The organism is Clostridium chromiireducens, assembly GCF_002029255.1.
Classification (GTDB): domain Bacteria; phylum Bacillota; class Clostridia; order Clostridiales; family Clostridiaceae; genus Clostridium; species Clostridium chromiireducens.
Window position 1 is genome coordinate 57705 of sequence record NZ_MZGT01000018.1, and the last position, 26680, is coordinate 84384.

Annotated in this window: 22 protein-coding genes and 1 riboswitch; of the genes, 2 read left to right on the plus strand and 20 right to left on the minus strand. The window is 29.2% G+C overall.

Annotated elements, in window-relative coordinates; translation table 11 throughout:
* Nucleotide 1: 1 nt before the first annotated feature.
* The 3 genes from CLCHR_RS08325 to CLCHR_RS08335 form a co-directional block, all read right to left on the minus strand.
* On the minus strand, nucleotides 2–301 hold the full coding sequence (locus CLCHR_RS08325) for a SoxR reducing system RseC family protein (RefSeq protein WP_079439243.1): 300 nt from the start codon (nucleotides 299–301) through the stop codon (nucleotides 2–4).
* A 291-nt stretch (nucleotides 302–592) separates the two neighbouring features.
* Nucleotides 593–1036, minus strand: a complete 444-nt coding sequence (locus CLCHR_RS08330) for a PIN domain-containing protein (protein WP_079439244.1) — start codon at nucleotides 1034–1036, stop codon at nucleotides 593–595.
* Nucleotides 1037–1429: 393 nt separating this feature from the next.
* Nucleotides 1430–2221: a pseudouridine synthase gene (locus CLCHR_RS08335; RefSeq protein WP_079439245.1), complete on the minus strand. Its 792-nt coding sequence runs from the start codon at nucleotides 2219–2221 to the stop codon at nucleotides 1430–1432.
* Nucleotides 2222–2761: 540 nt separating this feature from the next.
* On the opposite strand from CLCHR_RS08335, the gene CLCHR_RS08340 reads away from it, so the two are divergent.
* Nucleotides 2762–3403, plus strand: a complete 642-nt coding sequence (locus CLCHR_RS08340; protein ID WP_079439246.1) for an aldehyde dehydrogenase family protein — start codon at nucleotides 2762–2764, stop codon at nucleotides 3401–3403.
* Nucleotides 3404–3702: 299 nt separating this feature from the next.
* Here CLCHR_RS08340 and CLCHR_RS08345 read toward each other — a convergent pair whose 3' ends face one another.
* From CLCHR_RS08345 to CLCHR_RS08390, 10 genes are all read right to left on the minus strand, one after another.
* The gene (locus CLCHR_RS08345; protein WP_079439247.1) at nucleotides 3703–4923 is read right to left on the minus strand and encodes an EAL and HDOD domain-containing protein; all 1221 of its coding nucleotides are present in this window, start codon (nucleotides 4921–4923) and stop codon (nucleotides 3703–3705) included.
* A gap of 479 nt (nucleotides 4924–5402) precedes the next feature.
* Nucleotides 5403–6272, minus strand: a complete 870-nt coding sequence (locus CLCHR_RS08350) for a cysteine ABC transporter substrate-binding protein (RefSeq protein ID WP_079439248.1) — start codon at nucleotides 6270–6272, stop codon at nucleotides 5403–5405.
* 22 nt (nucleotides 6273–6294) lie between these two features.
* A complete protein-coding gene (locus CLCHR_RS08355; protein WP_079439249.1) occupies nucleotides 6295–7044 on the minus strand; it encodes an amino acid ABC transporter ATP-binding protein in 750 nt (249 codons plus the stop codon).
* An 11-nt stretch (nucleotides 7045–7055) separates the two neighbouring features.
* Nucleotides 7056–7733, minus strand: a complete 678-nt coding sequence (locus CLCHR_RS08360; protein WP_079439250.1) for an amino acid ABC transporter permease — start codon at nucleotides 7731–7733, stop codon at nucleotides 7056–7058.
* Nucleotides 7714–8379, minus strand: a complete 666-nt coding sequence (locus tag CLCHR_RS08365; RefSeq protein ID WP_079439251.1) for an amino acid ABC transporter permease — start codon at nucleotides 8377–8379, stop codon at nucleotides 7714–7716. Before CLCHR_RS08365 ends, CLCHR_RS08360 begins: the two co-directional genes overlap by 20 nt.
* Before the next feature lie 352 nt (nucleotides 8380–8731).
* Nucleotides 8732–9094, minus strand: coding sequence for a response regulator (locus tag CLCHR_RS08370; protein WP_079439252.1), 363 nt, complete (start codon nucleotides 9092–9094; stop codon nucleotides 8732–8734).
* A 59-nt stretch (nucleotides 9095–9153) separates the two neighbouring features.
* A complete protein-coding gene (locus CLCHR_RS08375; RefSeq protein ID WP_079439253.1) occupies nucleotides 9154–12000 on the minus strand; it encodes a response regulator in 2847 nt (948 codons plus the stop codon).
* A 14-nt stretch (nucleotides 12001–12014) separates the two neighbouring features.
* Nucleotides 12015–13085: an HD-GYP domain-containing protein gene (locus tag CLCHR_RS08380; RefSeq protein ID WP_079439254.1), complete on the minus strand. Its 1071-nt coding sequence runs from the start codon at nucleotides 13083–13085 to the stop codon at nucleotides 12015–12017.
* 446 nt (nucleotides 13086–13531) lie between these two features.
* Nucleotides 13532–13954, minus strand: coding sequence for a 3D domain-containing protein (locus tag CLCHR_RS08385; RefSeq protein WP_079439255.1), 423 nt, complete (start codon nucleotides 13952–13954; stop codon nucleotides 13532–13534).
* Between the two features lie 242 nt (nucleotides 13955–14196).
* Nucleotides 14197–15666, minus strand: a complete 1470-nt coding sequence (locus CLCHR_RS08390; protein WP_079439256.1) for a protein adenylyltransferase SelO — start codon at nucleotides 15664–15666, stop codon at nucleotides 14197–14199.
* Nucleotides 15667–15998: 332 nt separating this feature from the next.
* Between CLCHR_RS08390 and CLCHR_RS08395 the strand changes: the two genes are divergently transcribed.
* A complete protein-coding gene (locus CLCHR_RS08395; RefSeq protein ID WP_079439257.1) occupies nucleotides 15999–18329 on the plus strand; it encodes a PAS domain-containing sensor histidine kinase in 2331 nt (776 codons plus the stop codon).
* A 152-nt stretch (nucleotides 18330–18481) separates the two neighbouring features.
* Here CLCHR_RS08395 and CLCHR_RS25435 read toward each other — a convergent pair whose 3' ends face one another.
* The 7 genes from CLCHR_RS25435 to CLCHR_RS08425 all read right to left on the minus strand — a co-directional run bounded on the left by CLCHR_RS25435 (nucleotide 18482) and on the right by CLCHR_RS08425 (nucleotide 26324).
* Nucleotides 18482–18613: a hypothetical protein gene (locus CLCHR_RS25435; RefSeq protein ID WP_278336992.1), complete on the minus strand. Its 132-nt coding sequence runs from the start codon at nucleotides 18611–18613 to the stop codon at nucleotides 18482–18484.
* A gap of 100 nt (nucleotides 18614–18713) precedes the next feature.
* Nucleotides 18714–19781, minus strand: a complete 1068-nt coding sequence (locus tag CLCHR_RS08400) for a galactose ABC transporter substrate-binding protein (protein WP_079439258.1) — start codon at nucleotides 19779–19781, stop codon at nucleotides 18714–18716.
* Nucleotides 19782–19889: 108 nt separating this feature from the next.
* Complete coding sequence (locus CLCHR_RS08405; RefSeq protein WP_079439259.1) at nucleotides 19890–21893, minus strand: methyl-accepting chemotaxis protein; 2004 nt, start codon at nucleotides 21891–21893, stop codon at nucleotides 19890–19892.
* Between the two features lie 208 nt (nucleotides 21894–22101).
* Complete coding sequence (locus tag CLCHR_RS08410) at nucleotides 22102–22458, minus strand: response regulator (protein WP_079439260.1); 357 nt, start codon at nucleotides 22456–22458, stop codon at nucleotides 22102–22104.
* A gap of 75 nt (nucleotides 22459–22533) precedes the next feature.
* A riboswitch (cyclic di-GMP riboswitch) is annotated at nucleotides 22534–22622 on the minus strand.
* Between the two features lie 189 nt (nucleotides 22623–22811).
* Nucleotides 22812–23177, minus strand: coding sequence for a carboxymuconolactone decarboxylase family protein (locus CLCHR_RS08415; protein WP_079439261.1), 366 nt, complete (start codon nucleotides 23175–23177; stop codon nucleotides 22812–22814).
* 4 nt (nucleotides 23178–23181) lie between these two features.
* Entirely contained in the window at nucleotides 23182–24813 is a 1632-nt protein-coding gene (locus CLCHR_RS08420; protein WP_079439262.1) for a thiamine pyrophosphate-binding protein, read from the minus strand.
* 68 nt (nucleotides 24814–24881) lie between these two features.
* Entirely contained in the window at nucleotides 24882–26324 is a 1443-nt protein-coding gene (locus CLCHR_RS08425) for an ATP-binding protein (RefSeq protein WP_079439263.1), read from the minus strand.
* Between the last annotated feature and the right edge of the window lie 356 nt (nucleotides 26325–26680).

Genomic DNA, 26680 nt, shown 5'->3' on the forward strand with positions numbered 1-26680 from the left:
CTTATAAATCGTCCCAATAAATTTTCTCCAAATTCTCATCTATTTTAGAATGTTTATCAAATAATTTTATTATGACCGCTGATAACACAAATCCAATCACTCCACCTATAATTTCTGATGTTTTAGTAGAAACTTCAATGAAATTCCCAATATAACTACCTATAAACGCACCTATAAATATAGCAATTATAGGAAAAATAAAAATCATGAAAGCTGCTAATAACATATTAGTTTTTTTTCTTTTCAACCGAATTTTATTATTCTTTTCATCTGTTTTCTCTTTCTTATTATCAATATTCATGTTCATCTTCTCCTACAATAATGAAATTTATTTTATACAAGAAATTAATGAAAGACTATGAATTATTAATTCTCTCAATTTTTTATCTACTACTTTCTTTTAATATAATCATATTTTCAAATTTTACATATTATTCTCTTGATTCATCGTATTTTTATTTTGTGATAACTAAAAATTCAAAAGCTTAAAGTAGCCATAAACTGCTTTAAGCTTTTGATTAATAATTTCATAAACTTTAAAAGTAATGTCCCACTGCATGATATATTTATTTATTGTTTATACCATCTGTATTTAATTATCTACTAACATATTAACTGTTATTACTCTATCACTACCTAATATATACTTTGCAGTCTTATATAAATATCTATCTTCTGTAACTAATATAAACTTTTCATCTAAGTAGCACGCATACAAAAGTAACAAATCGTTTTCAGACAACTTTTCTGTATTATCAAAATAAGAATCATCTTGACTAGAGTATTTTAAATCTAACATTCTGTAGAATTCCTTGATATTCCTCTCATCAACCTGTATAATACATTTAAGTAATTTACAAAATCTTTCCGATAATATTCCTTCTTTTTTATAGTCTTTCCATTTTCTCGAAATAAGTTCTTGGCTCACTTCTCTTAATATTTTAAGCTTATCTTCTTCTATAAGTCTATCAATAACAAAAGGATGTTGTTTCCAAAGCAATATTATAACATTAGTATCCAACAAAAACTCACTCATATTCATTACCCCTATAAATTTTAATATATATTTTCCTTTATTATACTTCCATAAAAGCAAATAAGTATCCTTACTCTACAAATATTGCTGATAATATTAATATCATTTTTATCATATTTTAACATTAAATCCTTTTCATTTCTACTATTTCTTTATTATTATTTTATAGATCTAATTAGTTTTATATCATGAGAAATGAATGAAAATCAAATAAACTCATACTAATTTTTTTACTTTAAAACCTAACAGAATACTATTTATTTTTTATACAAAAAAAGATAGTCAACACAACTATCTTTTGTAATCATTCTGCAACGTTCTACTTACCACACAGTCTTCCATTCTGTACTAAAAACCTTAGCGATCCTGTTTAGAACAGGAATGAGTTTTGCATTACACAGGTCCTAATATCTTTTGGACTTCAGCTTTTGTCAATGGCCTATGCTGACCTCTTTCCAGTGATTCATCTAGAACTAATCCTCCAATTGAAATCCTCTTTAAATATACAATATAACATCCCACTGCCTTTAACATACGTTTCACTTGATGTTTACGTCCCTCTGAAATAGTAAGATATCCAGAAATAACTGGTTGCTCATACTTCTTTGAGTCAATATTATATAAATTTTTAATAGGCATTTCACCTTTGAGTTCATTATACATTCCAAATCTTTTTACTTGTATTTTTGCAGGTTTTGTAAACACTTCATTACTACCTTGTCCAATATCAATTCCCTGTTCTAATCTTTTCTTTTCTTCTTCATTTAAAGAACCAAATGCCCAAAAGAAATAAGTTTTTTCAACATGCTTTTCTGGAAACATCAATTGATGTTCAAACTCACCATCATTTGTAAGTAGCAACAAACCTTCTGTATCTTTGTCCAATCGGCCCACATGAAATACTCCATCCATATTTATACCATTGAAGAAATCAAATACTGTTCTATTAACCTCATCAGTTCTTGCTGTTATATAGCCAGCTGGTTTATGAAACATATAGTATACTTTTCCAGTATAACAAACCACCTTATCAATATATTCAATAACATCATAATCTTTATTAACTTCTACTGCTGGCTCATTTTTCACATCACCGTTTACTTTTACCATTCCATCTTTAATATAGTTTCTAACCATTTTTCTATTTCCAATAGAAGACTCGGCTAAAAATTTATCTAATCTCATATATTACTACTCTTCCTTTGTAAAATCTCTTTTATTGCTCATTTAATAAGTTAGTTTCTTATTATATAATAAGACTTCTATTAGTATATCATAAACTTATCTAAACCAATATATTTTGGGTAAAAAATCTTATTTCCATATTCCTATCCCCAATTATCCATGGCCACCATTAATAAAATCCTCATATATACAAATAAAAATAAACTTACCTTATATTATTGCAGCTAAATTTGTTAAAATAGTATTTATCAATAAAATAATTATACGTTAAATTTTAATACAATATCATGTATAGTTAGTTTTTTAACACACAAAAATAAAATTCAGAAAATTCTCAACAAACACTTGAATAGTGAGTAACACATTGTTATAATAGTTAATATAATAATAATAAAGTATTTCTATATTTTTTTCAATATTATTGTTAAATTATTAACGTTAATTTTTTAACTTTAATTTGCACAATGATCTAGTGTAGAGTATTTTATCGGAATTAAATTTAAATATTATTAAGTAATATAATGATAAGGAGATAATATGATGATAGTAAAAAAACCAATCCAATATGCAATTATTATTGATAAACAAGGTGATTATGGGGTATTTGACACTATGAACGATGCTATTGATTCAGCTTATGAGGCATGTGAAGAATATTCTAAATATAGCCATTCAAGAAGAAACGACATTATAAATGCGGTTATTAAAGAATTAAAATTTCACATTGAAGAACTCAGTTTAATGACTTGCAAACAGATAGGTACTAACTCATATGATGATCTTCTTTGTGAAAATATGAATGCATTAGCTAACAGTGAAAATGATAAATATCATGAAGCAATGTTAACTTCAAATAATAAATTTAATAATTTAGAAAATTCTTTTACAGTTAATGGAGTCGTTACACCATCATCTAATCCAATCAAAACTATAATTAATAACAGTATTTCAATGCTTAGAGCTGGAAATGCAGTTGTATTTTCATCAAATAAGACTGCAAAACATGTTTTCGCTCACGCTATTAAAGTTATAAATAATGCTATCGAAACTGCAAATGGTCCTAAAAATCTTATTGTTACTGTAAAAGAACCTAGTATTGAAAATACAAATATAATGATTGAGCACGAGAAAATTACTCTAATTTCTGCTATTGATACTAATTCAGAAAAGATAGCTCTTTAATATGTTGATAATGGTAGCTATAGAGTTAAAATATGATTTTCTCATATAGTTATGGGTGAAATATATAATGACTAAAATATTGAAATAGAAATTTTTAGTTGTAAAAGTTATTTGAATTATACATTATATTTTCACTCATTTTGAATTAAAATTATTCACCCCCAATGGGGTCTTTTTAATTTTCTCTTTAAATTATCGTAAACAGAAAATCTACTCAGCGAAAATTTTTCTCTGAGTAGATTCATCTTATCATCCATAGTATCCTTTAGTTTATTTATAAACTCTTAAATTCAGGCCATTTATATCTCCTCTAAAATTTTAAGATTTATGATTGAATTTAAGTAACAATTTCCTACAAACTCTTCATTAAGTTCAAATTTTTTAATTAGTTTATTTACTTCTATCCAATTTCCTTTTTCATATTCAATAGTTAATTCCAACAGCTCTAGAATTATGTTATTTTTTCCAAGCAATGCATCTTTGACATCAGAAGATATTGGCAGATCAATTAAAATTTTCTCTATTGGCATTTTTAGAAGTACATGAATCAAAGAAAAAATCCCTGTCAAAAACGCGTCAAACGCTGGTATATCTAAATGAAATTTCTTACTTACCACTTCCATAAATGAAGCCCTAATTAAAGACATTCGTACAAGTTCATCTATATTATTTTCTCCTATTTGTTTAAGTGTAATAATAAAAATCCACCGCTTTAATTCATTAATTCCAATAATCATTATAGCATCTCGAATTGATACTATTTTTCTTTTTATATAGTGATACGCTGAATTTGCCTCTTTAAGTAATTTATATGACAAAAAAACATCACTTTTCACCAATGCTTCAACTACTTCTATATTTACAGTTTCTTTATTTAATTCATTTATTAAATTCATATACGTAAACTTGTAGCCAGATACATCCCTCCCCGATATTATTACTGGCCTACAAAAAAAATATCCCTGGAAATATGAATAGCCATAACTTAATGCTTCCCTATATTCCTCTTCTGTTTCAACTTTTTCAGCAAGAAATTTAATATTAATATTTGTATTTTTTATCTTACTTATAATTTCTTTTCGTTCTTTACCTTTTGTGACAAGAAAGTCAACTTTTATTATATCAATATATTTCATTAATTTATCAAATTGTTCATTATAACTAAAATCATCTAGTGCAATTATATACCCTTTCTCTTTAAGCCTTCTACAGCAATCAATAATTACATAATCAGGTTTTACTGACTCTAATACTTCCACTGCTAGATGATCTTTTGAAAATCTTTCAATAATTTCTGATTTTATAAGTTCTTCGTCAAAATTTACAAAGGCTTTCTTTCCTCCGGTAATTTTATTGATACCTATGACAAAAAAACTATTTCTGATTACATCTAGAGTAGGGTTTACATTTTTTATGGAAATAAATTCATTATCAATATTATTATTTCTAAAAAGTACCTCATAGGCAATTACTTCTTTGTTAATATCAAATATCGCTTGTCTAGCAACATATACATCCATATTATTGAACACCTCTCACCTAAAATATTTATTCCCTTAGATTATTTGCTCATTAATATTACGCATTATGTAATCCATTATTATTTTAATCTAGGAAAATAAATTAGAATAATTCCAAGCTTATGCGATTTTGTAATTGTTTACTTATATATAGAGAATCAGGCATGATTCATAAAAAACGGAATTATTCAACTACACGTTCTACCAATTTAAAACTTATAAACCATATATATACTAAATATATATATTATTCTATTATTATACCACATAAATTTACCAAATTAATTGATAAAATAAATTTATATAAAAAAAATATTTCATACTTACTCATTCTGTGTATATTAGTATTTTGCTGCTTAGTCATCTTAGCTTATACTATTTTCTTATAATTAGAAATTTTTATTACAATAATCCACTGAAATTATATAAGTAAAAAATAAGGATGCGGTTTGCATAGCATTCCACATCCTTATTTTTAATTATTTTATTTTTCCACCTTCAACTACAAGGCTATCTTCAAATTCGGCACCATAAACTGATTTTAATGTTTCATCATAAGCTTTGTGTACAAAATTTTCTTTACCTAAACTTTCAAGTTCACTATTAATCCAATCTTTAAGTTCTGTGTTACCTTTAGTTACAGCTGGTGCAATTGTGTCTTGACTTCCAAGTGATGGTACACCAACAGAGAATCCTGCATTATCTTTAGCCCATGCTATAACTTCTGTGTTATCACTTAATATAGCATCACCACGTTTATCTTTTAAAGCTTGGAAAATTTCTGAATACTGTTCATACTTAACTAACTCAACATCTGGATGACTCTTAGTCATATAAGTTTCAGCAGTTGTTCCTTTAGCAACTATAACCTTTTTACCTTTAAGTTGATCTTCTGAAGTTATTTTAGCACTATCTGGCGAAACAATTCCAAGAGATACCTTCATATAAGGATTTGCAAAATCAACTTTTTCTTTTCTTTCATCTGTGACAGTAAAGTTAGCCATTATTATATCGACCTTTTTAGATTCTAAATAAGATACTCTACTTGCTGCATCCACTAAAACAAATTCAACTTTTGATTCGTCACCAAGAAGATCTTTTGCAAATCTTTTTGCAATATATACATCAAAACCTTGGTTTTTTCCTTCTGAATCTACATAACCAAATGGAGCTTTATCACTAAATACACCTATTTTTATTGTTCCACGTTTTTTAATATCTTCTATAGAACTTGAAGCAGATTTATTATCACCCTTATTAGATTGCGCTGAATTACCACAGCCTGCAAAACCTCCAACTACTACAGTACTTAAAAGTAATGCTGCTACTATTTTTTTTATGCTTTTCATAGTTTGTCATCCCCTTATTAAATTAAAATTGAAATATATTTAGAAAGTGCTTAGCACGTTCAGTCTTTGGATTCGTAAAGAATTCTTTTGGTTCTGATTCTTCACATATTTTTCCCTCATCCATAAAAATTATCCTATCTGCTACTGCTTCTGCAAATCCCATTTCATGAGTTACAATAACCATAGTCATCCCCTGCTTAGCTAAGCCCAGTATAACATCTAGGACTTCTCTAACCATCTCTGGATCAAGAGATGCAGTAACTTCATCAAAAAGAATAATTTCTGGATTCATACATAATGCTCTAACAATTGCAATTCTTTGCTTTTGCCCTCCAGAAAGCTGACGAGGATACGAGTCTTTCCTATCTAAAAGTCCAACCTTTTCCAAAAGTTGCTCTGCCTCTGCAAGGGCTTCAGCTTTATTTCTCTTTTGAACTTTTAATGGACCTAAAAGTATGTTTTCGATAACAGTCATATGAGGAAATAGTTCATAGTTTTGAAATACCATACCTATTTTCTCATGTATTTTTTGCCAATCAGCATTTTTATCTGTAAAGCTTTGGTCTTTAAATTTAATATCTCCACCTTGAATTTTCTCAAGACCATTTAAACATCTTAAGAAAGTACTTTTACCACAACCTGAAGGTCCCAGAACAACTAAAACTTCTCCTTTATGAAGGCTTAAATCTATTCCTTTTAATATCTCTTTATCATCGTATTTTTTATGAACATCCTGTATTTTAAGTAAAACAGGATTATTATTCTTATTCATATATGCTCCTCCTAATTAATCCACTTTGATTCTAGTCTTTTTGATATTCTGGATAGCGGATAACATATTATAAAATACAAGAAGAATATAAAACCATAAATCCAGAAAGATGCAGTAGGAAATTGAAATCTTGAAGCTTCAATAATTTGCTGACCCATTTTGACCACATCTATAACACCTATTAATACTACAAGCGAGGTGGTTTTTATCATTCTAGTAGCCAAGTTAATAGTTCCCGGTATCATTCGTCTTATAGCTTGAGGTATAAGTACATACCTATAAACTTGATAGTAATTTAGGCCTAACGCATTACCAGATTCAATTTGATGTTTTGGCAATGATTGAAGTGCCCCTCTTACTATATCCCCCATTTCGGCCGCTCCCCAAAGGGTAAATACAATTATAGATACTACTTCTCCACTAAGATCTATGTTTAATGCTGTGGTAACTCCAAAATAGAAGACGAACAGCCAAACCAAAGTTGGTATTATTCTAAACGCTTCAAGATAAATTCTGTTTATAAGCAATACTAATTTATATTTTGTTGTTCTACTTAAACCAATAAGTATTCCTAAGATAGAGCCTATAATAATAGATATAAAAGCTATCTCTGCTGTTACAAATAAACCTTCAAATAAACGCTTAATATTGTTTTCTTGAAAAATAACGTTAATTGCCGAATTCTGCATATCGCACCTTCCTTTCTAACCAAGACAACATAACTGATAAAGGAAGAATCATAATAAGGTAAATCGAAACTAACAATGCTAGTGATTCAAATGTCTTATAATACATTCCTATTAAATCTTTTGTTAAATTTGTAAGGTCCATTATGGATATGGCTCCAAGAATCGAGGTTTCCTTTAACAAAAATATACAATTTGCACTTATTGAAGGCATACTTACTGAAAAGGCCTGAGGAATTATAACATACCTAATAAGTTGAGTGTTTGAAAGTCCAATACTAACTCCAGATTCAACTTGTGTCTTGCTCACAGCCTCTACACCACTTCTAAAAGCTTCTGCCATATAGCTTCCCCCTAAGAACGCTAGTCCAATTATTGCACAAGTACTTTCACTCATTTTTATACCCAGTTTTGGCAATCCAAAATATAGGAAAAATATTTGTACAAGAAGCGGAGTATTTCTTGAAAGTTCTATATAAGCTTGTACTATAATATCAAGCACCTTCACTTTGAAATATAATATTATGCTACATAGTAGCCCAATTACCAGTGATAAAATTATGCCAGCAAAAGCCAACTTCAATGTAAGCCATGCAGCTTTTTCATACAAAGGTAAATTAGTCACTACAAAATTCCAGTCGATATTCATTCATCTATCACCTTTTACTACTTTCATTTAATTCATACAATCCCACTAGGAATACTTATATATTAACAACTATTTCCTTGTTTGTCAATCCAACGTATATGAATTATCATTTCTTTAATTTTTCTTATTCATTATTAAACATTTGATTAGCTTTTCGATATTATGCTAGCAAATATTTAAAAAATACCATATATTTTTAACGCTTTAGCAAACTATGATATTGTTTTCGTAATTATTTACTTTCAAAAAATATCTATTTTAATAAAAATAATAAGCTAAGATTCCCATATTAAGAAAACTCAGCTTATTATTTCTACCTAATTAATACGAATTAAATTTCAATAATTTTACTTTATTTATATTCTTCTAATACTCCTAATAAAGTTTCAGTTTCAAAAGGTTTTTGAAGATAATGTTTAGCTCCAAGTGATAAACATTCATCCTTAACATCTTCATACCTTACTGCGGAAATAACAATTGCAATGGCTTCAGGATCGATACTCATTATTTGGATTAAAAGCGAAATACCATCTTTAGTTTCCTCAGACATATTCAAATCTAAAATCACTATATCTGGTTCTTCATTATTATACATTTCGATTGCTTCATCTTTGTTTGACGCCTCAATTATTAAGTATGATCCACCTTTTTGGATTACCTTTTTTATAAACATCCTCATATATGATGAATCGTCAACTATTAATACTTTTTTCATTTCAATACTCCTTTATATATCTGATTTTATAAAAATTTATTAGTGCTTCTTAAAATCCATTAATGGAACAAACCTTTTATTTGAGTAAAAAGCTCAATACATTCATCTAATTTTTGTTCTTTAGCTTTTTCCTCAAGTTTTATAGACAGTTCGTGAATAGAAGTAATTCTTAAAGTTCCAGAAGAACCTTTCAATTCATGAATCACTTTTGCTAGTTTTTCAAAATTCTTGCACTCAATCGCATCTTCAATGCCTCCAAATAAATCTGGAAGACATCTTATATAATCTTCAAATATTTCTCTTGCATCTTCTCTTTCAAGTCCAGTGGTATCAACAAAATTGTCAATATTACTTTCTATAAAATTAAAATAGTCAATTTCAGGCTTTTTGTTTTTAATACATTCTTCTATCATTTTAAATACAATCTCAAAATCGATAGGCTTACTAATATAATCATCCATACCAGCATCAATGCACTTTGTGCTATCACCTTCCATAGCATTAGCAGTTACTGCAATGATTTTAGTATTCTTTTTATTACTTTCAAGTCGCCTTATTCTTGCTGTACTTTCATATCCATCCATTACTGGCATCTGACAATCCATAAAAACAATATCGTAATCTTTCTCTGACACTGCCTTTAATGCCTGGCTACCATCTATCGACACATCACAAGTCATATTATGAGATTTAAGCATGCTTATAAAAATTTTACGATTAACTTCATTATCTTCGACTAATAAAATTCTCGGTTTTATTGGATCATGGATTTCCTCTATTAAATGTTTCTCTGCAACTCCATCTTCTTCATCGTCTTTTTTAAGTCCCAGTGCTACAGCTATACAGTTAAGCAAATCATCTCGTCTTATAGGCTTAGTCAAATATGATGAAAATCCATATTGTTTTGCATTCCTACCATATTCCCTTTGAGCTGAAGAAGTTAAAAGTATTAATTTAATATCTTTTGCAATAGGTATGTTTTTTAATGTAGTGGCAAGTTCATATCCGCTAATACCTGGCATTTCATAATCAATGATAGCAATGCTTATTTTGTTTTGTGTATTGGCATTTGATATTATTGTGGTAACCCCATTTCCGGCATCCTTAGCTTCAAATACTTTTAATCCAACTTCTTTAAGGTATGATTTAACAACTGCCCTATTGTTTTCGCTATCATCCACAACTAAAATATTCATATCATCAAGTTTTTCAAACATAAAGTTTTGTTCCGAAGCTCTTTTTGCTATCTTCAATCTTATATTAAATTTGAATATAGAGCCTTCACCAAATGTACTTTCAACAGAAATATCGCCACCCATCATTTTCACCAATTCACTAGATATAGCGAGCCCAAGTCCTGTTCCACCATACTTTCTAGTCGTTGAAGCGTCTGCCTGACTAAAAGATTTAAATATATTTTCAATATCCTCTTTGTGAATCCCAATCCCAGTATCTCTTACTTCAAATCTGAGCACAGCTACCTCATTGTCTTCCTCTAAATGGTCAGCTATAATAGATATCTCACCGCTTTCAGTAAATTTTACTGCATTACTAATCAGATTTGTAAGCACCTGCCTAAGCCTTGACGGATCACCAATAACTTCTTCAGGAACACCTGATTTAATCATCACATTAAGTTCCAATCCTTTTTCAGTTGCTCTTGGCACAAGCAGAGAAACAGCATCTTCAATTATCGTTCTTAAGTTAAATCTAATACTTTCCATTGTTAATTTTTTAGCTTCGATTTTCGAAAAATCTAATATATCATTTATAATATGTAATAATACTTCTGATGCAGATTTTGCATCTCGAATATACTCTTTTTGTTCAAATGATAAGTTTGTTGATTGTAATAATTCAAGAAATCCGAATATACCATTCATCGGAGTTCTTATTTCATGAGACATATTTGCAAGAAACTGACTCTTTGCAATATTGGCCGCCTCTGCCTCTTCTTTTGCTTTACAAAGCTCAATTTCTGCCCTTTTTTGCTCTGTAATATCTTCAGCAGTGCAGATGAGATATTTTATATTTCCTGTTTCATCCTTTTGAGGCTTACTCTTAATTTTAAGTAATCTATTTTCACCTTTCGAATTCTTAATTTCCAATTCTTTTTCTGCCGGCTCGTTCTTTTGAAACAACTCCCAGTTATTCTGTGAAAGTATATTTGCGGTATCTATATCAAATATATCATAAAGATCTTGATATTCTAAATCGCTCTTATTCTTTCCAAAAAAACTTGCATGAGATTCATTTACGGTTGCATATGACGTAACATTACTTAACGCCCAAATCTGCGACTGAGAATTATTAAGTAAAATTGATTGCCCCTCAATAATCGACTCATATGATTTTTCCTTTCCTATTCTCATTCGCGTATATGAAAAAGCTTTTGAAATTTTTCTTAACATTTCTACTTGCTCATCATCCCAATTGATAGCTCTTGACAAACTTTCATAACCAATATAACCAATTAAGTTTTCTTCATATGTTAATGGAATTATAAGAGCAGATATTATTCCCTCATTTTTAAAAACCTCTGCTTCAAACATCGCCTCTGTGGGAAGCTCTTCAATGTTATCTATTACTACAAAATTGCTTGTCTTAATTTGACGCGTGAGCCACGGAAGAGTATAAACCACCTCTTCTTCTTGAAATTCTCTTTTTGGCTTAACAGTATCCCTATTCCATTGACACTCTATTCTCATAAAAGTAGGATCCTTAGAAAAATAATATATGTATATTCTATCAAATTCTAATACTACCCCTATTTCCTCTAATGTATTCTTTAGCTCAATATCATAATTAATGCTATCCACATTTAAGAAATTCTCAAAAGTGTTCCGTATTAATTTTAAATAACTATCTGAGCCCCTTGCATTTATCCTAAATTCTTCATCACTCATAAAATCCCTCCCAACTAAATTTCACAAGTTTTTGTGATAAAAACTGTTAACTCTTTTAACAAATCGACTTCGTAAGGCTCTGAAAGTAAATTTCCGGTTTTATCGTATAAAATTTTTATTATTGGCCTCATTGGCATTGAGTTATTTTGCTTTACTACTAAACCTTTCTCATTTGTATTTAGAATAATCCCGCTCCCAGTTGGAAATGCAGCAATATTCATTGTAAATTTTCTAACTATTTTTGCATCAAAATATATATTGCTCATACCAATAAGATACTCAATAACTTCATACACTGTTTTAGGTTCACTTACACCTCTACCTGATATTAAATTATCAAATACATCACATATAGCTACTATTTTAGCAACTTGGTTGATTTCATCACCTTTTAGTTTTAAAGGATATCCACTGCCATCCTCTTTTTCATGATGCATTAATGCTGCTACCTTAACGTATGCACTCCAAACACGCTGTTCTCCTAAAAAATCATATCCAACCTTTGGATGCATAAGTTCAATATACTTATCCAGTTCCTCCTTAGTCTTAAACTCCGAAATGAGTTTCTTATCATTCATTATTCTTATTCTACCTATATCATGTAATATCGCACCTGTTGCCACATCCTTAAGCTTTGACATAGTATATCCCATATGGGTTCCTATTATTGTTGCTAATACACATACATTTACCGAATGGGAGTATATATTATTATCACTTGCACTTATATCTGCAACATTTATTAAAACATCTTTATTTGAAAGTATATCTTCTATTACTGAGTTTACTGAATTCATTACACTGCTATTATCAGTTTTTCCTTCACGGCAATATGTATCAATCATTTGCTTAACAGCATGTTTGCTCATTTGCCTAGTCTTATCAGAAATACTTTCTTCAATTACAACATTTTTTGATATATCATCATCAATATAAACTGATAAAATTCCAAGTTGCTTAATTTTTTCAATATAAAAAGGCTTAAGTTCTACTCCAACTCTTAGCAAAACTCTACCTGCGTCATCGTAAATCTGTTTTCCAAGAATTTCATTTCCTTTCAAACTGGAGACACTAACAACTCTCATATCCACCTCCAAATGAATTTAAAATTAATAAGTAATTTATTCTCTATGTACATTATATTATTTATGCAAACTAATTTCCATCTGTTTCTACACAAAATAACCATTTAAGTTTTATTACACTATATTTTTAATACAAAAATATCATTTATTCATTAATTTTATAGAAAAATAAAGATACTTCATTAGTTATTATGTAAATAAATAACGAGATTACTTTATAATTTAATATCTATAACAAAAAAAGCGTCTCCTTAGAAACACCTTTTTATAAATTATATTAATTTTGTTATACTCTTATCTTTCTTTGAATAACCTTATTTTCAATTTATATAAATTTGGCTAATTCTATCCAATTATTACTTTATTCATTAATATTACTATTTAAAATAACACTATATATAAATTGCCACATCAAATTAGTTAAACATTTACATATAATATATTATTTAATGGCTAGACACCGCAGCTAACACTGTTACTTTAACATTTTGTCTCCCCCAATTGTTACATTCATTCGAACTAGAAAAATACACATCAACTTCATTTCCTTTTATGGCGCTTCCACTATCTGCAGCTACTGCATATCCATATCCTTCGATATATAGGTATGTACCTAACGGGATCACACTTGGATCAACAGAAACTGTGCTTATACCATTGGGATTTCTTTCTACTGTTCTTCCACTAGCTGTTAGGCTTCCGGCACCTGCTGTATATGCTGTAGATGAACAAAAAAGTTCATAACTAGATGTATCTGCTTTAACGGCATTACTTGAAAAAGTAATATCTGTGACTAGATAAATGCTTAAAGCCATTAAAAAAATAGCTGATTTTTTCATAACTTTTACCCATTTATAATTTCTCGACATCGAATCTCTCCTTTTCAATCACCAAAATATCTTTTACATTATAACATAGTTTTACCAACATTGTAAATGTAAACGTGCCGAATTATTTATATGTTAATTTTTGCTTTGTTATATTTGCATTTCTATAAACATTATCATGATTTATTCTAATTAAATGCGAAACAATTAGCTTGGCAGTTTTATAAATCTTTCTTTAATTTCCATCTAAATGTAATATTAATTTCTACATATAAATTATAATATTAGGTACCACAGAAAGTTCTATAAGTGCAATTTTTCTTAGGAAGTATTGCGTACTCCTTCTGTTCTGGTAAATGTGCATAAGGCTTTGAAATAACATCAAGAAGTCTTTCCAGCACGCTATAATCCCCTTTATTGGCAGCCTCAAGAGCTTCTTCTACTCTATGATTTCTCGGTATTACCGCTGGATTAGAGTTCCTCATCAACTCATATGAAGAGTCCCTTGATTCCTGCTGCCTATCTAATCTATTTTGCCATTTCTTATACCAACTTTTAAATTCATCAGTACTAAATAACTCCATATCTGATAGTTTATCAAAAGTTAATGCTATGAAAGTATTTGTATAGTCAGCTTCGTTTTCCTTCATAATATTAAGAAGTTCTAGAGCAAGTTCTTGATCCTCTGTTTCTTCATTAAATATACCTAGTTTTGATCTCATTCCAGATAACCAATAACTTCGATACAAATCTGTAAAATCTGATATTGCACTTTGTGCAATTTCAACAGCTTTATCTTCATTATTATCTAGCAGTGGTAGTAGTGTTTCAGCAAATCTAGTTAGATTCCACCCAGCAATATATGGCTGATTTCCATAAGCATAACGACCTTGCCTATCAATGGAACTAAATACTGTTGCAGGGTCATAAGTATCCATAAACGCACAAGGACCATAATCTATGCTTTCTCCACTTATAGTCATATTATCTGTATTCATCACTCCATGTACAAAACCAACGTGCATCCATTTTGCAATCAAAGAAGCCTGACGCTTGATTACTTCTTTAAGTAGGAATAGATAACGATTTTCAGATGCATTGTTATCAGTAAAATGTCTCTTTAGTGTGTAATCAGCTAATGCCTTAAGTTCCTCATGCGAACAATACTCTCCAGCGTATTGGAATGTACCAACACGAATATGACTAGATGCAATACGTGTTAAAATAGCACCTGGCAATATATTTTCACGAATCACTGACTCACCTGTTGTTACAACAGCAAGACTTCGGGTTGTTGGAATACCCAATGCATGCATTGCTTCACTTATAATATATTCTCGAAGCATTGGTCCAAGGGCCGCTCTCCCATCACCACCTCTAGAGTAACGAGTTCTACCAGGACCTTTTAGTTGAATATCAAATCTTTCACCTTTGGGTGTAATCTGCTCACCAAGCAGTATAGCTCTTCCATCTCCTAACATAGTGAAATGACCGAACTGATGACCTGCGTAAGCTTGAGCAATAGGATTTGCTCCTTCGGGCATACTATTTCCTGCAAACATCTCTATAATCTCATTATTTTTTAAAGACTCAACATCTAATCCCAAATATTTTACAAGAGGATTATTCAAAATAACTAATTTGGGTGAATCAACCGGCGTCGGATTTTGTTCATCATAAAATATCTTTGGTAGATTAACATAGCTGTTTTCCAGATTCAAACCTATTTCTATTTTAACTTTCATCTCTTCCATTATAGCTCTCCTTTCTTTTTCTTTTACATATTCTTTTCCAACGCGAAATAAAATTTCAATACTCAATAGTACTTCGTTATTTACTTTTTGATAAATCTAATGCAACCATTTTTAGTATCTGCTTGTTCAAATTTATTATACCTAGCAAAGTTTTTGTATTAATTGCACTTTCTGATATGGATAATTTGTCCTAATTTGTTTTTAACAAATCTTTTTTATTGGGAATATTCTGACATTTTGTAAAAATATATAAAATTATACTTATATATGTTATTATATTTTCATACTAAAATTTTAGTAAAAAGTTATTTTATATTTTGGGGGCGTGTATCTTGAATAATGATTTACTTAACTATAATCAAAAACCTTTTTTAAAGGAGATAAATGGCGTTATATTAGATGTTAATAATGACTTCTTGGCACTAACACAATTTACTAAGAACGAATTATTTGAAAAAAATACAAATGAAATTCTAGATAAATTATTTAGAAATAATAATAAAATTAATATAACAGATACAGAAATAGAAACTATTCTATTCACTAAAAGTTTTGATGTAAGATTTGTTAAAGTTAAAAAAATTACATATCCTTATACTAATATTTATATTTTTACCGAAATAGAAAATTCGCGGCTAGATGATAAGCTGCTTTTTATTGATAGCCTAATAAATGATAATAATATAGGAATAGGAATTTACACAGCAAATGATTTAAGACTTATTAAAGCGAATCAAAAATACTTAGATTATATGCCTAAGCCTTTTAATCAAAAGTCTGCTATTTATGGTAAATGTGCTAATGAATTTATGAATAATTACGAAAAAAGTAATGTTCCAGAAATAATAAAAAATATTATTCAAAATAACAAACCAAAATATTATACTGAAGCACCAGGATGCCTTCTAGACCATAATCTTTACTGGGATAATACTATCACTCCAATTTCCGAAAATGGTGAAGTTAAATATATTATGTCTATGCTTGAAAACGTAACTGAACGCGTATTAAGCAGGAAACATATACACAGAAAAAAGAAACAGCTCGAAAGCATTATTGAAAGTGTTGAAGATGTAATTTCTATAGTTGATAAAGATGGAAAGTATATAAAACAAAATAAAAAAATGACAGAATTGCTAGGACTAAATGACAATAGATATGTTGGTGATTCTACTAAGGTTGGTAAATATTATAATTTATCTGGAGAACCAATCCCAATAAGTGATTTATGTTTTTTTAGATTATTAAACGGCGTCAAAGTTAAAGGTCAAAAACTTAAGTATGTGCATAATAATAAAGAATATTACCTATGTTGTAATGCAATACCTATTTTTGATGATAACGGGCAATTCGAAACAGGTGTCTTTGTAGTTCATAACATCACAGAATTGATAGAAAACAGCAAACTTATAGATAATCAAAAAAAGGAATTGGAAATAATATTTGATAATATGCATGATGCAGTTGGAGTAGTAGATAAAAATGGTAATTACGTAAAGAAGAATAAGGCTCTAACTAACAGCTTAGAAAAAAACTACTGTATAGCAGCTATTAATAAGGTTGGTGATACATTACAAAATAATCAAAAATATTACGATCGTAGTAATAAAAAATTAACCCTTAAAGATTTACCATCATATAAAGTTCTAAAAGGTGAGACAATAAAAGAGCAACGAATAATTATTAAGAGTAAAAACTCTAAAGTTTATCTTGATTTTAGTGCCATACCTATTTTTGATAATAGCGGTAATTTTCAGTATGGGATAATTGTAGCCCATAATGTAACACATCTTATTCGAAAATCTAATAAAATAGAACACGAACAACAACTAATAATTAAAGCTGAAAAAGAAAAAATTGAAGCAATTGAAAAAGTACTCTCTATGAAGGATGAGTTTATATCATTAATTTCTCATGAATTTAAAACTCCCCTGAATGTAATTTATTCAGCAATTCAGTTGATTGAATATGTATATATTGACGATGTTCCCGATAAAGTTAAAGACTTGATTAAAAATATTAAACAAAATACTTTTAGGCAATTGCGGCTTGTAAATAATTTGTTAGATATTACGAGATTAAACTCTGGAAGGCTTAAGTTGCACATAAAAAATATAGATATTGTATCTTTAACAAGACAGATTTCTCAGTCTGTAAGATTATATTCCGATCAAAAAAAAATTCAATTACTCTTTAAATGCGACATAAAATGTAAAAAAATCCCCACTGATGATGAAAAACTTGAAAGAATTATTTTAAATCTACTTTCAAATGCAATAAAATTTACAAATGAAGGTGGTGTGGTTACTATCAATCTTCATGATGACAAAGAATCAAACATGATCATAATAGAGGTATCCGATACTGGGCTTGGTATTCCAAAAGATAAACATAAACTTATATTTGAAAGATTTGGCCAAGTTGATAGTAATTTATCTAGACAAGCCGAAGGAACGGGAATTGGTTTGTCTCTTGTAAAAAAATTAGTTGATGCTTTAAATGGAAAAATAGCATTAGTCAGTGAACCAGGACATGGAAGTACTTTTAAAATAAGTCTGCCTTTTAATCAGGATGTGGATGATGAAAAGAGTGATTCGTTCCTTGATGAAGGTTGCAGATTAGTTAACGCGCTAAATGTAGAGTTTTCAGATATTTATTTATAAATGGAAAAAAGTAATAATATTTTAAAGCATAAGATATTAAAAGTAATCTCTATATATCAATAATAATTTTTATTTTAGAATGATTAATAATGAAAAGTACAGCGTTATACATAATATACGCTGTACCATAAACTTTTATTTGATTATACCATTTAAGATAAATTTGTTCTTGGGATACCTCTTACTGGTTTATGCCTTTTTCTATTTTTTGCTGGCATTGATGTATTTGATACATTAGATGATGCATTGTCATCATTATTTAAAATAAATTTATAGTTTGTCATTTTTCTCACCTCTCTACTAGTATTTACTACTTTTAGAATTTCTATTCATAAGCTAACAAACCATAAAAAATAAAAAACCAGCTGGAAATCAACCTAACATTTATGGATGATTTGACTTACCTGTATATGTATCGTATGGATAAGGAACTAAAATTTCTCCATTAACATTCTTGTACTTTGTGTTTTCTGTGGGATTTAAATTATTAATAATATTCCTCCCAACAGTATATAACATTTTAGCTACAACTTTAGGATCTTGTGCAACTGTCCCCGTCATAAAACCTCTATCAATTAATTCAATGGCTTCTGGCAAAGCATCAATTCCTACAACTGTTATATTTTTTGATTTATCTCCCTTATTATATCCATATTTTTGTAGTGCATCTATAGCTCCAATAGCCATTGCATCATTGTTTGAAATTATTGCTTCAATTCTATCGCTATATTTGAGAAATAAGTTATTAATTGAACTATTCGCCAAATCTCTTAACCAATTCCCATTTACTAAAGTTAATTCTTGAGTCGTTATTCCTGAATCATTGATTGTTGATATTGCATATTTAGATCTTTCGATTGCTTGTGGGTCATCAGGCGGTCCTTGTAACAAAACATATTGCAAAATGTTATCGTTATTTTTATCTATTACATTCTTATCTTTTTTCCATAAATCAACAATAATTTTTCCCTGAGCAATACCCGCCTGCTTGGAATCTGGAATTATAAACACATCCTTATCATAGAGAGCAGAAATTTTTGAGACCACATCAGGAGAAATATTCATTAGTATTAAAGGAATACCTTTTTGCTTCACTCTTAAGATAACTTCTTCAACGAAATTTTCTCTTTTATCTGCTAGATTTAATATAAATAGATCAAAGTTTTTTTGAAGAGCTGAATCTAATAGTTCATTTTGTATAGCTATATTGTTTTTTGAATCAAAAAAAGTATAATTAACATTATTATTAGGGGCTTTTCCGATATCTTCTAAACTTTCTCTAATTCTCACCATATATGGATCATTAATTCTATGGAATATTACTGCAACATTTATTCTTCTTATATTATTAAAATTTGAATTTGCAAATGTTTTAACTTGTATGGTGTTCATTAATATGAGGATGGTTAGCATGATTAGAATCAATGCAATCACTTTTCTCAATATATTCATTTATAATAACCTCCACTTTATATAATTAAAAAAATTATATATTTAGTGTTATGTTGTATATTAATATGAAATTTATTCTGACTTAATAATATAAAAATATTAATATCCCTAATTTATATTAAATCTTTCTAGTTCAGAATCTAACCTTAATGCTAATAATTGGAGTTCATCTGAATAATTGTTAAATCTATCCATCGCAGCACTTATTTCTTCAGTTGACGCAGTTACTTCCTCTGATGCAGATGCAGTTTCTTGTGAGATATATGAAATGTTTTCAACTTCTGATACTACTCTCTGTTTCTTTTTGTCAATTTCAGATATAGATGCATTTATCTCTTCAACTTTATCAATCATAACTTCAATTGAACTAAGAATTTCACTAAATATTTCTTGTGTATTACTAACTGCTAAATCCTGCGCTATTACTACTTCTTCTGTAGCTTTAATAGCTGTTACAGCTGCATCTGATTTTTCTTGTACTTTAATTATAATCTTCTTTATCTCTTCTGTTGATTTCTTCGATTCTTCAGCAAGTTTTCTTATTTCTTCCGCTACCACCGCAAAGCCCTTACCCGCCTCACCTGCACGCGCAGATTCTATACTTGCATTTAATGCTAACAGATTGGTTTGTTCCGTTATTTGCGATATACTTTCAGATATGATATTTATTATTTTAGTACTTTCATTCACATCTTTAACTATCTCATTAACTTCTAACGTAGCAGTTTTAGTCTTATGTGATTTTTCTATTAGCGTATCAATCATTAATAATCCTTTAGCACCTAATCCCTTAGTTGTTCCAGAAAGTTTACCCATTTCATCAGAGCTTTCACTAATTTTATCTAATCTATCTGATAGGTCGTTCATCTCTAAAGCACCATTTTGAGCATTTTGTGCTTGATTTGTTGCTCCGTGTGATATATCTTCTATTGCTCTTGATACTTCTCCTATGGAAGCTGTTACTTCCTCTGACATGCCAGCTAGATTTGATGAAGTTTCTAATACAATTTTTGATGAATTTGTAACATTTTCTATAAGATTTGATATATTTTTTATCATCTCATTAAAGGAGTTTGCTAAATCCATAAATTCATCTTTAGTAGATGCCACAATCGACACTGTTAAATCTCCCTTTGAAGCTTTTTCAAATACTTCCCTCAACTTTTTAATATTTTCTGCTATTCCTTTACTTAAGAATATGGATAGTGCTATTGAAATTATAATTATTACTAAAACTATAATCTCTGTCGTAATAAGTATTGAATTTGTATCATTTATTATTTCTTTTTCATCTAATGTAGCTACTAATTTCCAACCTGTAGCCTTATTGGTTTCGTAAACTCCAAACATCTTTGTATTATTCTCTTCATAAGCCACAAAGCCTGTATCTTGAGTTTTTGCAGCATTCCAAAATGATTGCTTAGAGGCATAATCAGTCCCAATTAAATCTTTATTAGGGTTAATTATCATCTTTTTTCCTTCAATATCAGAAATAAATATGTATCCTGTATTTCCTATCTTCTTTGTTCCTATTTTTTCTAGAATAGTATCCAAGGAAACGCTCATTGCGCAAACACCTATTACATTTCCATCTCTTTCAACTGCTTTTGCTATAGCCACAACACTTTTACCTGTTTGCGCATCTTGAAATGGTAGAGTTATTATAACTTTATGATTACCTTCTAAAGCTTGCTTATACCAATCTTTCTCTTTAGGATTATAACCATATGGCATTTTTTCGTTGGGATATATTTCAAATTTTCCATCTGCGGTTGCAAAATACACACTGAAAATATCTTTATCGCTTTCTTTTATATTCTTTAACATAGCCGCCGTAAATGTGTATGGTTCTTCTTTATCAGCATTAATAAAATTATAGTTACTCGACAACATTGTAACCATACTTCCAAATCCATTGAAGTAATTATTAATTCCATCATTTACTTCTAAAAGTGTTTGCTGACTTGTCGTTTTCAATTTTTCATTGAGAATTGCTTTAGCTTGCCTATTAGCTCCATAACCTAGAATAATTAATGGAATTATACATATTCCTAGTAAACTTATAATCAGTTTAACTCTTATACTTTGAAATTTAATTTTTTTTAAACGCATTTTAGATTCCCCTTCATCTAAAGTATTTTAACTATTTATAATACTTTCAGCTTTGTAAAATTATTGTTTGATGAATTAAATTGCAAAAAAGTCTTACTTCATACTATAATGAAATAAGACTCCTTCGTCTAAATTTATTTATATTAAATTTATTTATTCGCACTAAACTATATTGCCATTATATATTGTTATTTTTTTCTTGTCAACTTTAAAACAAATTAGTTAACGTTTTTATAACTATATTTTCATTAAAAGGTTTTACTACGAACGACTTAGCTCCAGCTGTTACAGATTCACGAATCATTGCTTCTTGTCCCATTGATGATATCATAACCACTTTTGCATTAGAGTCAATTTTTTTAATTTCTTTTAAAGCACTTATTCCATCCATTTCAGGCATTGTAATGTCCATTGTAACAAGATCAGGATTTAACTCCTCATATTTTTTTACTCCGATAGCTCCGTTTTGTGCTTCACCAACCACTTCGAATCCACCATTTTCGAGTATCGTCTTTAAAACATTTCTCATAAATGCCGCATCATCAACTATAAGAACTCTTTTCATTATTATAAATCCTCCTTAATTATAAAAAAAGCAGGCAATAAAGATATTGCCTGCCATGAATAAACTATCATAATTTTTGGCAACCTGACTATCATGGCAATTAACGTTGCTTTAGACTCATGGCTTTGCGTCTCCACCTTTCAATGGATTTGCTATTTACACTTCTTTACTCATTAAATATTAACTTTTATTATAAACCAATTATTGAAACTTAACAATTAAGCCAACAATTGTAACTAACATTAACATAATAGCACATTTTACCAGTCTAATCAATAAATTTTTCGGTACATTATGACTATAATTACATTTAAATTCACAATGTATTGCATATATAAATTAATAATATACACTTAAATAGTTTTAAATATTTCACCTGCTATACCTATTGCGCTGCAGGCCTTAGGAAATCCTGCATATGCCGCACAATGTAAAATAATTTCTAAAATTTCTTCTTTTTTTAATCCTGCCTTTATAGCTGCTTTTATATGAAACTCCAATTGCTCAAAGGCTCCTTGCGTTATAAGAGATGTTATTGTTACTACTTCTCTTGTTTTTAGATCTAAATTTGGTCTTGCATATATTTGCCCAAAACCAAAAGAAATCATTTTATCCAAAAAATCCGGAAATATTTCACCTACTGATTTCACCATTTCTTCTCCGTTTGCATCTGTCATCTTCTTTAAAATATTAATTCCATTTTCATAATCCTTTTTCATTTTATTATCCCCTTTTCATAGTTGGTGGTATTTCACCTGGATCAACCACAACCTCTATTATTATTGTTTCATTATGTAAATTTGAAATTTCTAAAGCTTCTATTAGTGTTGATTCATTGTGACATTTATATGATTTTACACCTAGAGATTCACCAAATTTTTTAACATCCAATGGTACATTATATGTAGTTCCAACTTCCTTCCCAAAAAGTTTTAGCATAGCTTTTTCTGGCATATCTAATCTTCCATTATTTATCACTATAAAAGTGACAGGGATATTATAATTTGCTGCTGTTGATATTTCAGTACCATGCATAAAAGTGCATCCATCACCCGTTAAACAAATGATTCTTGAATTATGGTTTGATAACTGTGCACCAATTGAATAGCCAATAGCATGTCCCATTGCTCCAAATACATCATCAAAAAAGAAAGTGGCTGGTTTTCTGATTCTAAAATATCTTATTGCATAAAATGAATGACTTCCATCATCGCCAAATATAGTTGAATCATCCGGTAACTCTTTTCTTATTATTTCCATTGCATTAGCAGCTGAAAGATACTTTCTATTATCATTAACATTATCTTTAAATTCATAATTCTCTACTAGTAAATTATATTTATTTGATATTCTATCTTCGACTTTACTTAATACTGCTTGTAAGTTAGCTTTAATATCACCAATGATAGGTAGTGTAGGTGCTAACAGTGATTTTTCTATAAATGTATAGTCATAATCAAATTGAATAACTTCTTTAGGATAGTTTTCCTTCGATATACCGACTAAAGACATATCAGATAATTTACTACCTATTACAATCAATAAATCTATATTTTGATTAATGTATTCACTTGACTTTTCTGTTCCACCTAGCCCTAGCGCACCAAGTGATAATGGATGATTTTCGATAAATGTTCCTTTTCCACCTGGCGTAGTCATAACTGGTATACTCCACATTTCAGCTAAGCTTTTAACTTCCTCATATGCAAGGCTTGAATGAATACCTTTCCCCGCTAAAATTACGCTTTTCTTAGCAATATCAAGTTTGTCTATGAATTCATCTAATCTTGGAGATATTAATTGACTGATATTGTTAGGCAAATCAAGTTCAAATTCTTCAATTTCTTCATCAAGTATGTCTATTGGTATAGACAGATGAACCGGCCCCTTAACCCCAAAATAGGACTTTTCTAATGCATGCTGTAAGTATCTTTGAAACTGATCTGCCCTTTCAATTCTTGCACTAAATTTAGTAACTGGCTCAAACATCTTAACTAAATCAGTACCAAAAATTGTGGAATCCTGACCTAAAGCTTTTCCTGCACTATGCATAGGTTGTTGTCCAGTGATAAATAACACTGGCACATGATAAGCCTTTGCTTGTCCAGCAGAAGTTAGTAAGTTTGTACCACCAGGCCCTGAAGTTCCGATAGCTATGCCTATTCTCCTGTTTATTAATGAATAGCCTGCAGCAGCATAACCAGCTCCACTTTCATGTTTATTTAAAATGAAATTTATATCCTGTTTATCCAATTCCATAATTAAAGATGCAAGTGGCCTGCCAGGTACTCCAAAAACGTGACCAATACCCCATTTTCTAAAATTTGATACTAAAATCGATGCTATACTCTTCATAAATTTATCACCCTCAATAAATTACTCTTTAAAAAATCTCTCGTTAATATATATTTTTTATAATAACCTTAAAAATAAATATCAGAAAATTCTACATTAATAGCATTTATCAATCTATTATCAGAATCCGGGAATAAATATTTTTCTTCTTCTACTATTTCTTCTTTAATAGGTAATGTTATAATAAACTTGCTACCCAAGCCAACTTCACTATCTACCTCTATTTTACCCTCCAGTATAATAACCAACATCTTCACAAGAGCTAACCCAATACCACTGCCTTCCGCCTGCCTTGAAAGATTATTTTCAACTTGTCCAAATCTGTGAAAAATCTTCTTATGTTTTTCTTTTGGAATTCCTACCCCTGTATCACATACAGCTATTGCTATTGTTTTATCCGTATTATTCCCTTTGACCTGAACAGTTATGGAACCACCCTCTGGTGTAAACTTTATGGCATTTGATAAAAGATTCAATATTACACGCTCATATTTTTCATCATCCAGTGCAGTATTTATGCTATCTATATTAGTCTTAAAATACAGATTAATTTTCTTTTGATCAGCATATATTTTTATAGATTCTGTAATTAATTTTGTTATAGCTACAAGATCTACGTTTTTTAAATTAAGTTTGAATTGATCTGATTTTAACTTAGTAATATCTAATAAATTATTTACGAGCCTCAACTGTCTAAACGTATTTCTTTTTATATTTCCTATTAGATTTTTAACTGACTGTGGAATATCATTAATATACATATGTTCAATTAATTGAATGGCTGAATAAATCACATTTATTGGTGTCTTAAATTCATGAGTAATAAGAGTTATAAATTCATCCTTCATGACAAGATCTTTTTCTAAAAGCTCTCTTTGCCTTTTTTCTGATTCATATAATAGTTCTTTTTGCCTATTTATCTTACGGTTTTGTTTTCTAAGTAATAACTCGCGTTCTATAGCATCAACTACAGTGGTTAATGTCATCAAAAAAAATGGATTATGAAGTATAACAGCAGTCATAATACATATACTTCCAAGCAAATTACCATCATTTGAATAACGAAATGGTACTCCATAGCATGCGCTATTGTGAAAACATTTATGATAATGGTTACTTCCTACTAATTGTATGGGATGATTCTGCTTTAGCGTTAAACTAACAACATTAGTTCCCATTTCCTCTTCACGAAATTGAATGCCTGGCTTGATCCCTAATTGAGATATTGCTTTAACCATAATTTCATCACCAATGATATCAAGTAAATATCCATTTTGATCCGTAATGGTTATTATTATTGGAGTCCCCTCTAATGATTTTATCAATTTACTACTAAAAAAATTTACAACTTCTAAAATTTCATCATATAAATCTTTTTTTCTGCCTAAATCTAATTCAGACATAGTATTTTGAGGTATTTCAGGTCTGTCAGGATTTAATCCTAATTCAATACATCTTTTTTTTGATTCTATAATATAACTTGCTTCTTCCTCACACATCTCTTGAAACATATATCCTCCCTTAAGAAAATAAAGTAAACTACTAGACTGATTTCATGAATTTATTATTCAATTATTTTATCTTTATACAATATAATCTACCAACTAAGACTTTTTAACATTACATTTAATATTCATACATTATTTTTAATAATAATCATTCTTAAGTTAATAATAGACAATTATGTTCTTTTTTACACATTTTTTTCTTTGATTATATCACTAATTTATTCTTATCGAAATATTTTTTTCTAAATTCAAAAAAGGTAGTAAACTTATTTTCATAATTTTACTACCTTTTTTAAAGCATATTATTCTAAAAACTTTCATTACTATGTCTCCGACTCTATATAATTACATATTTGATG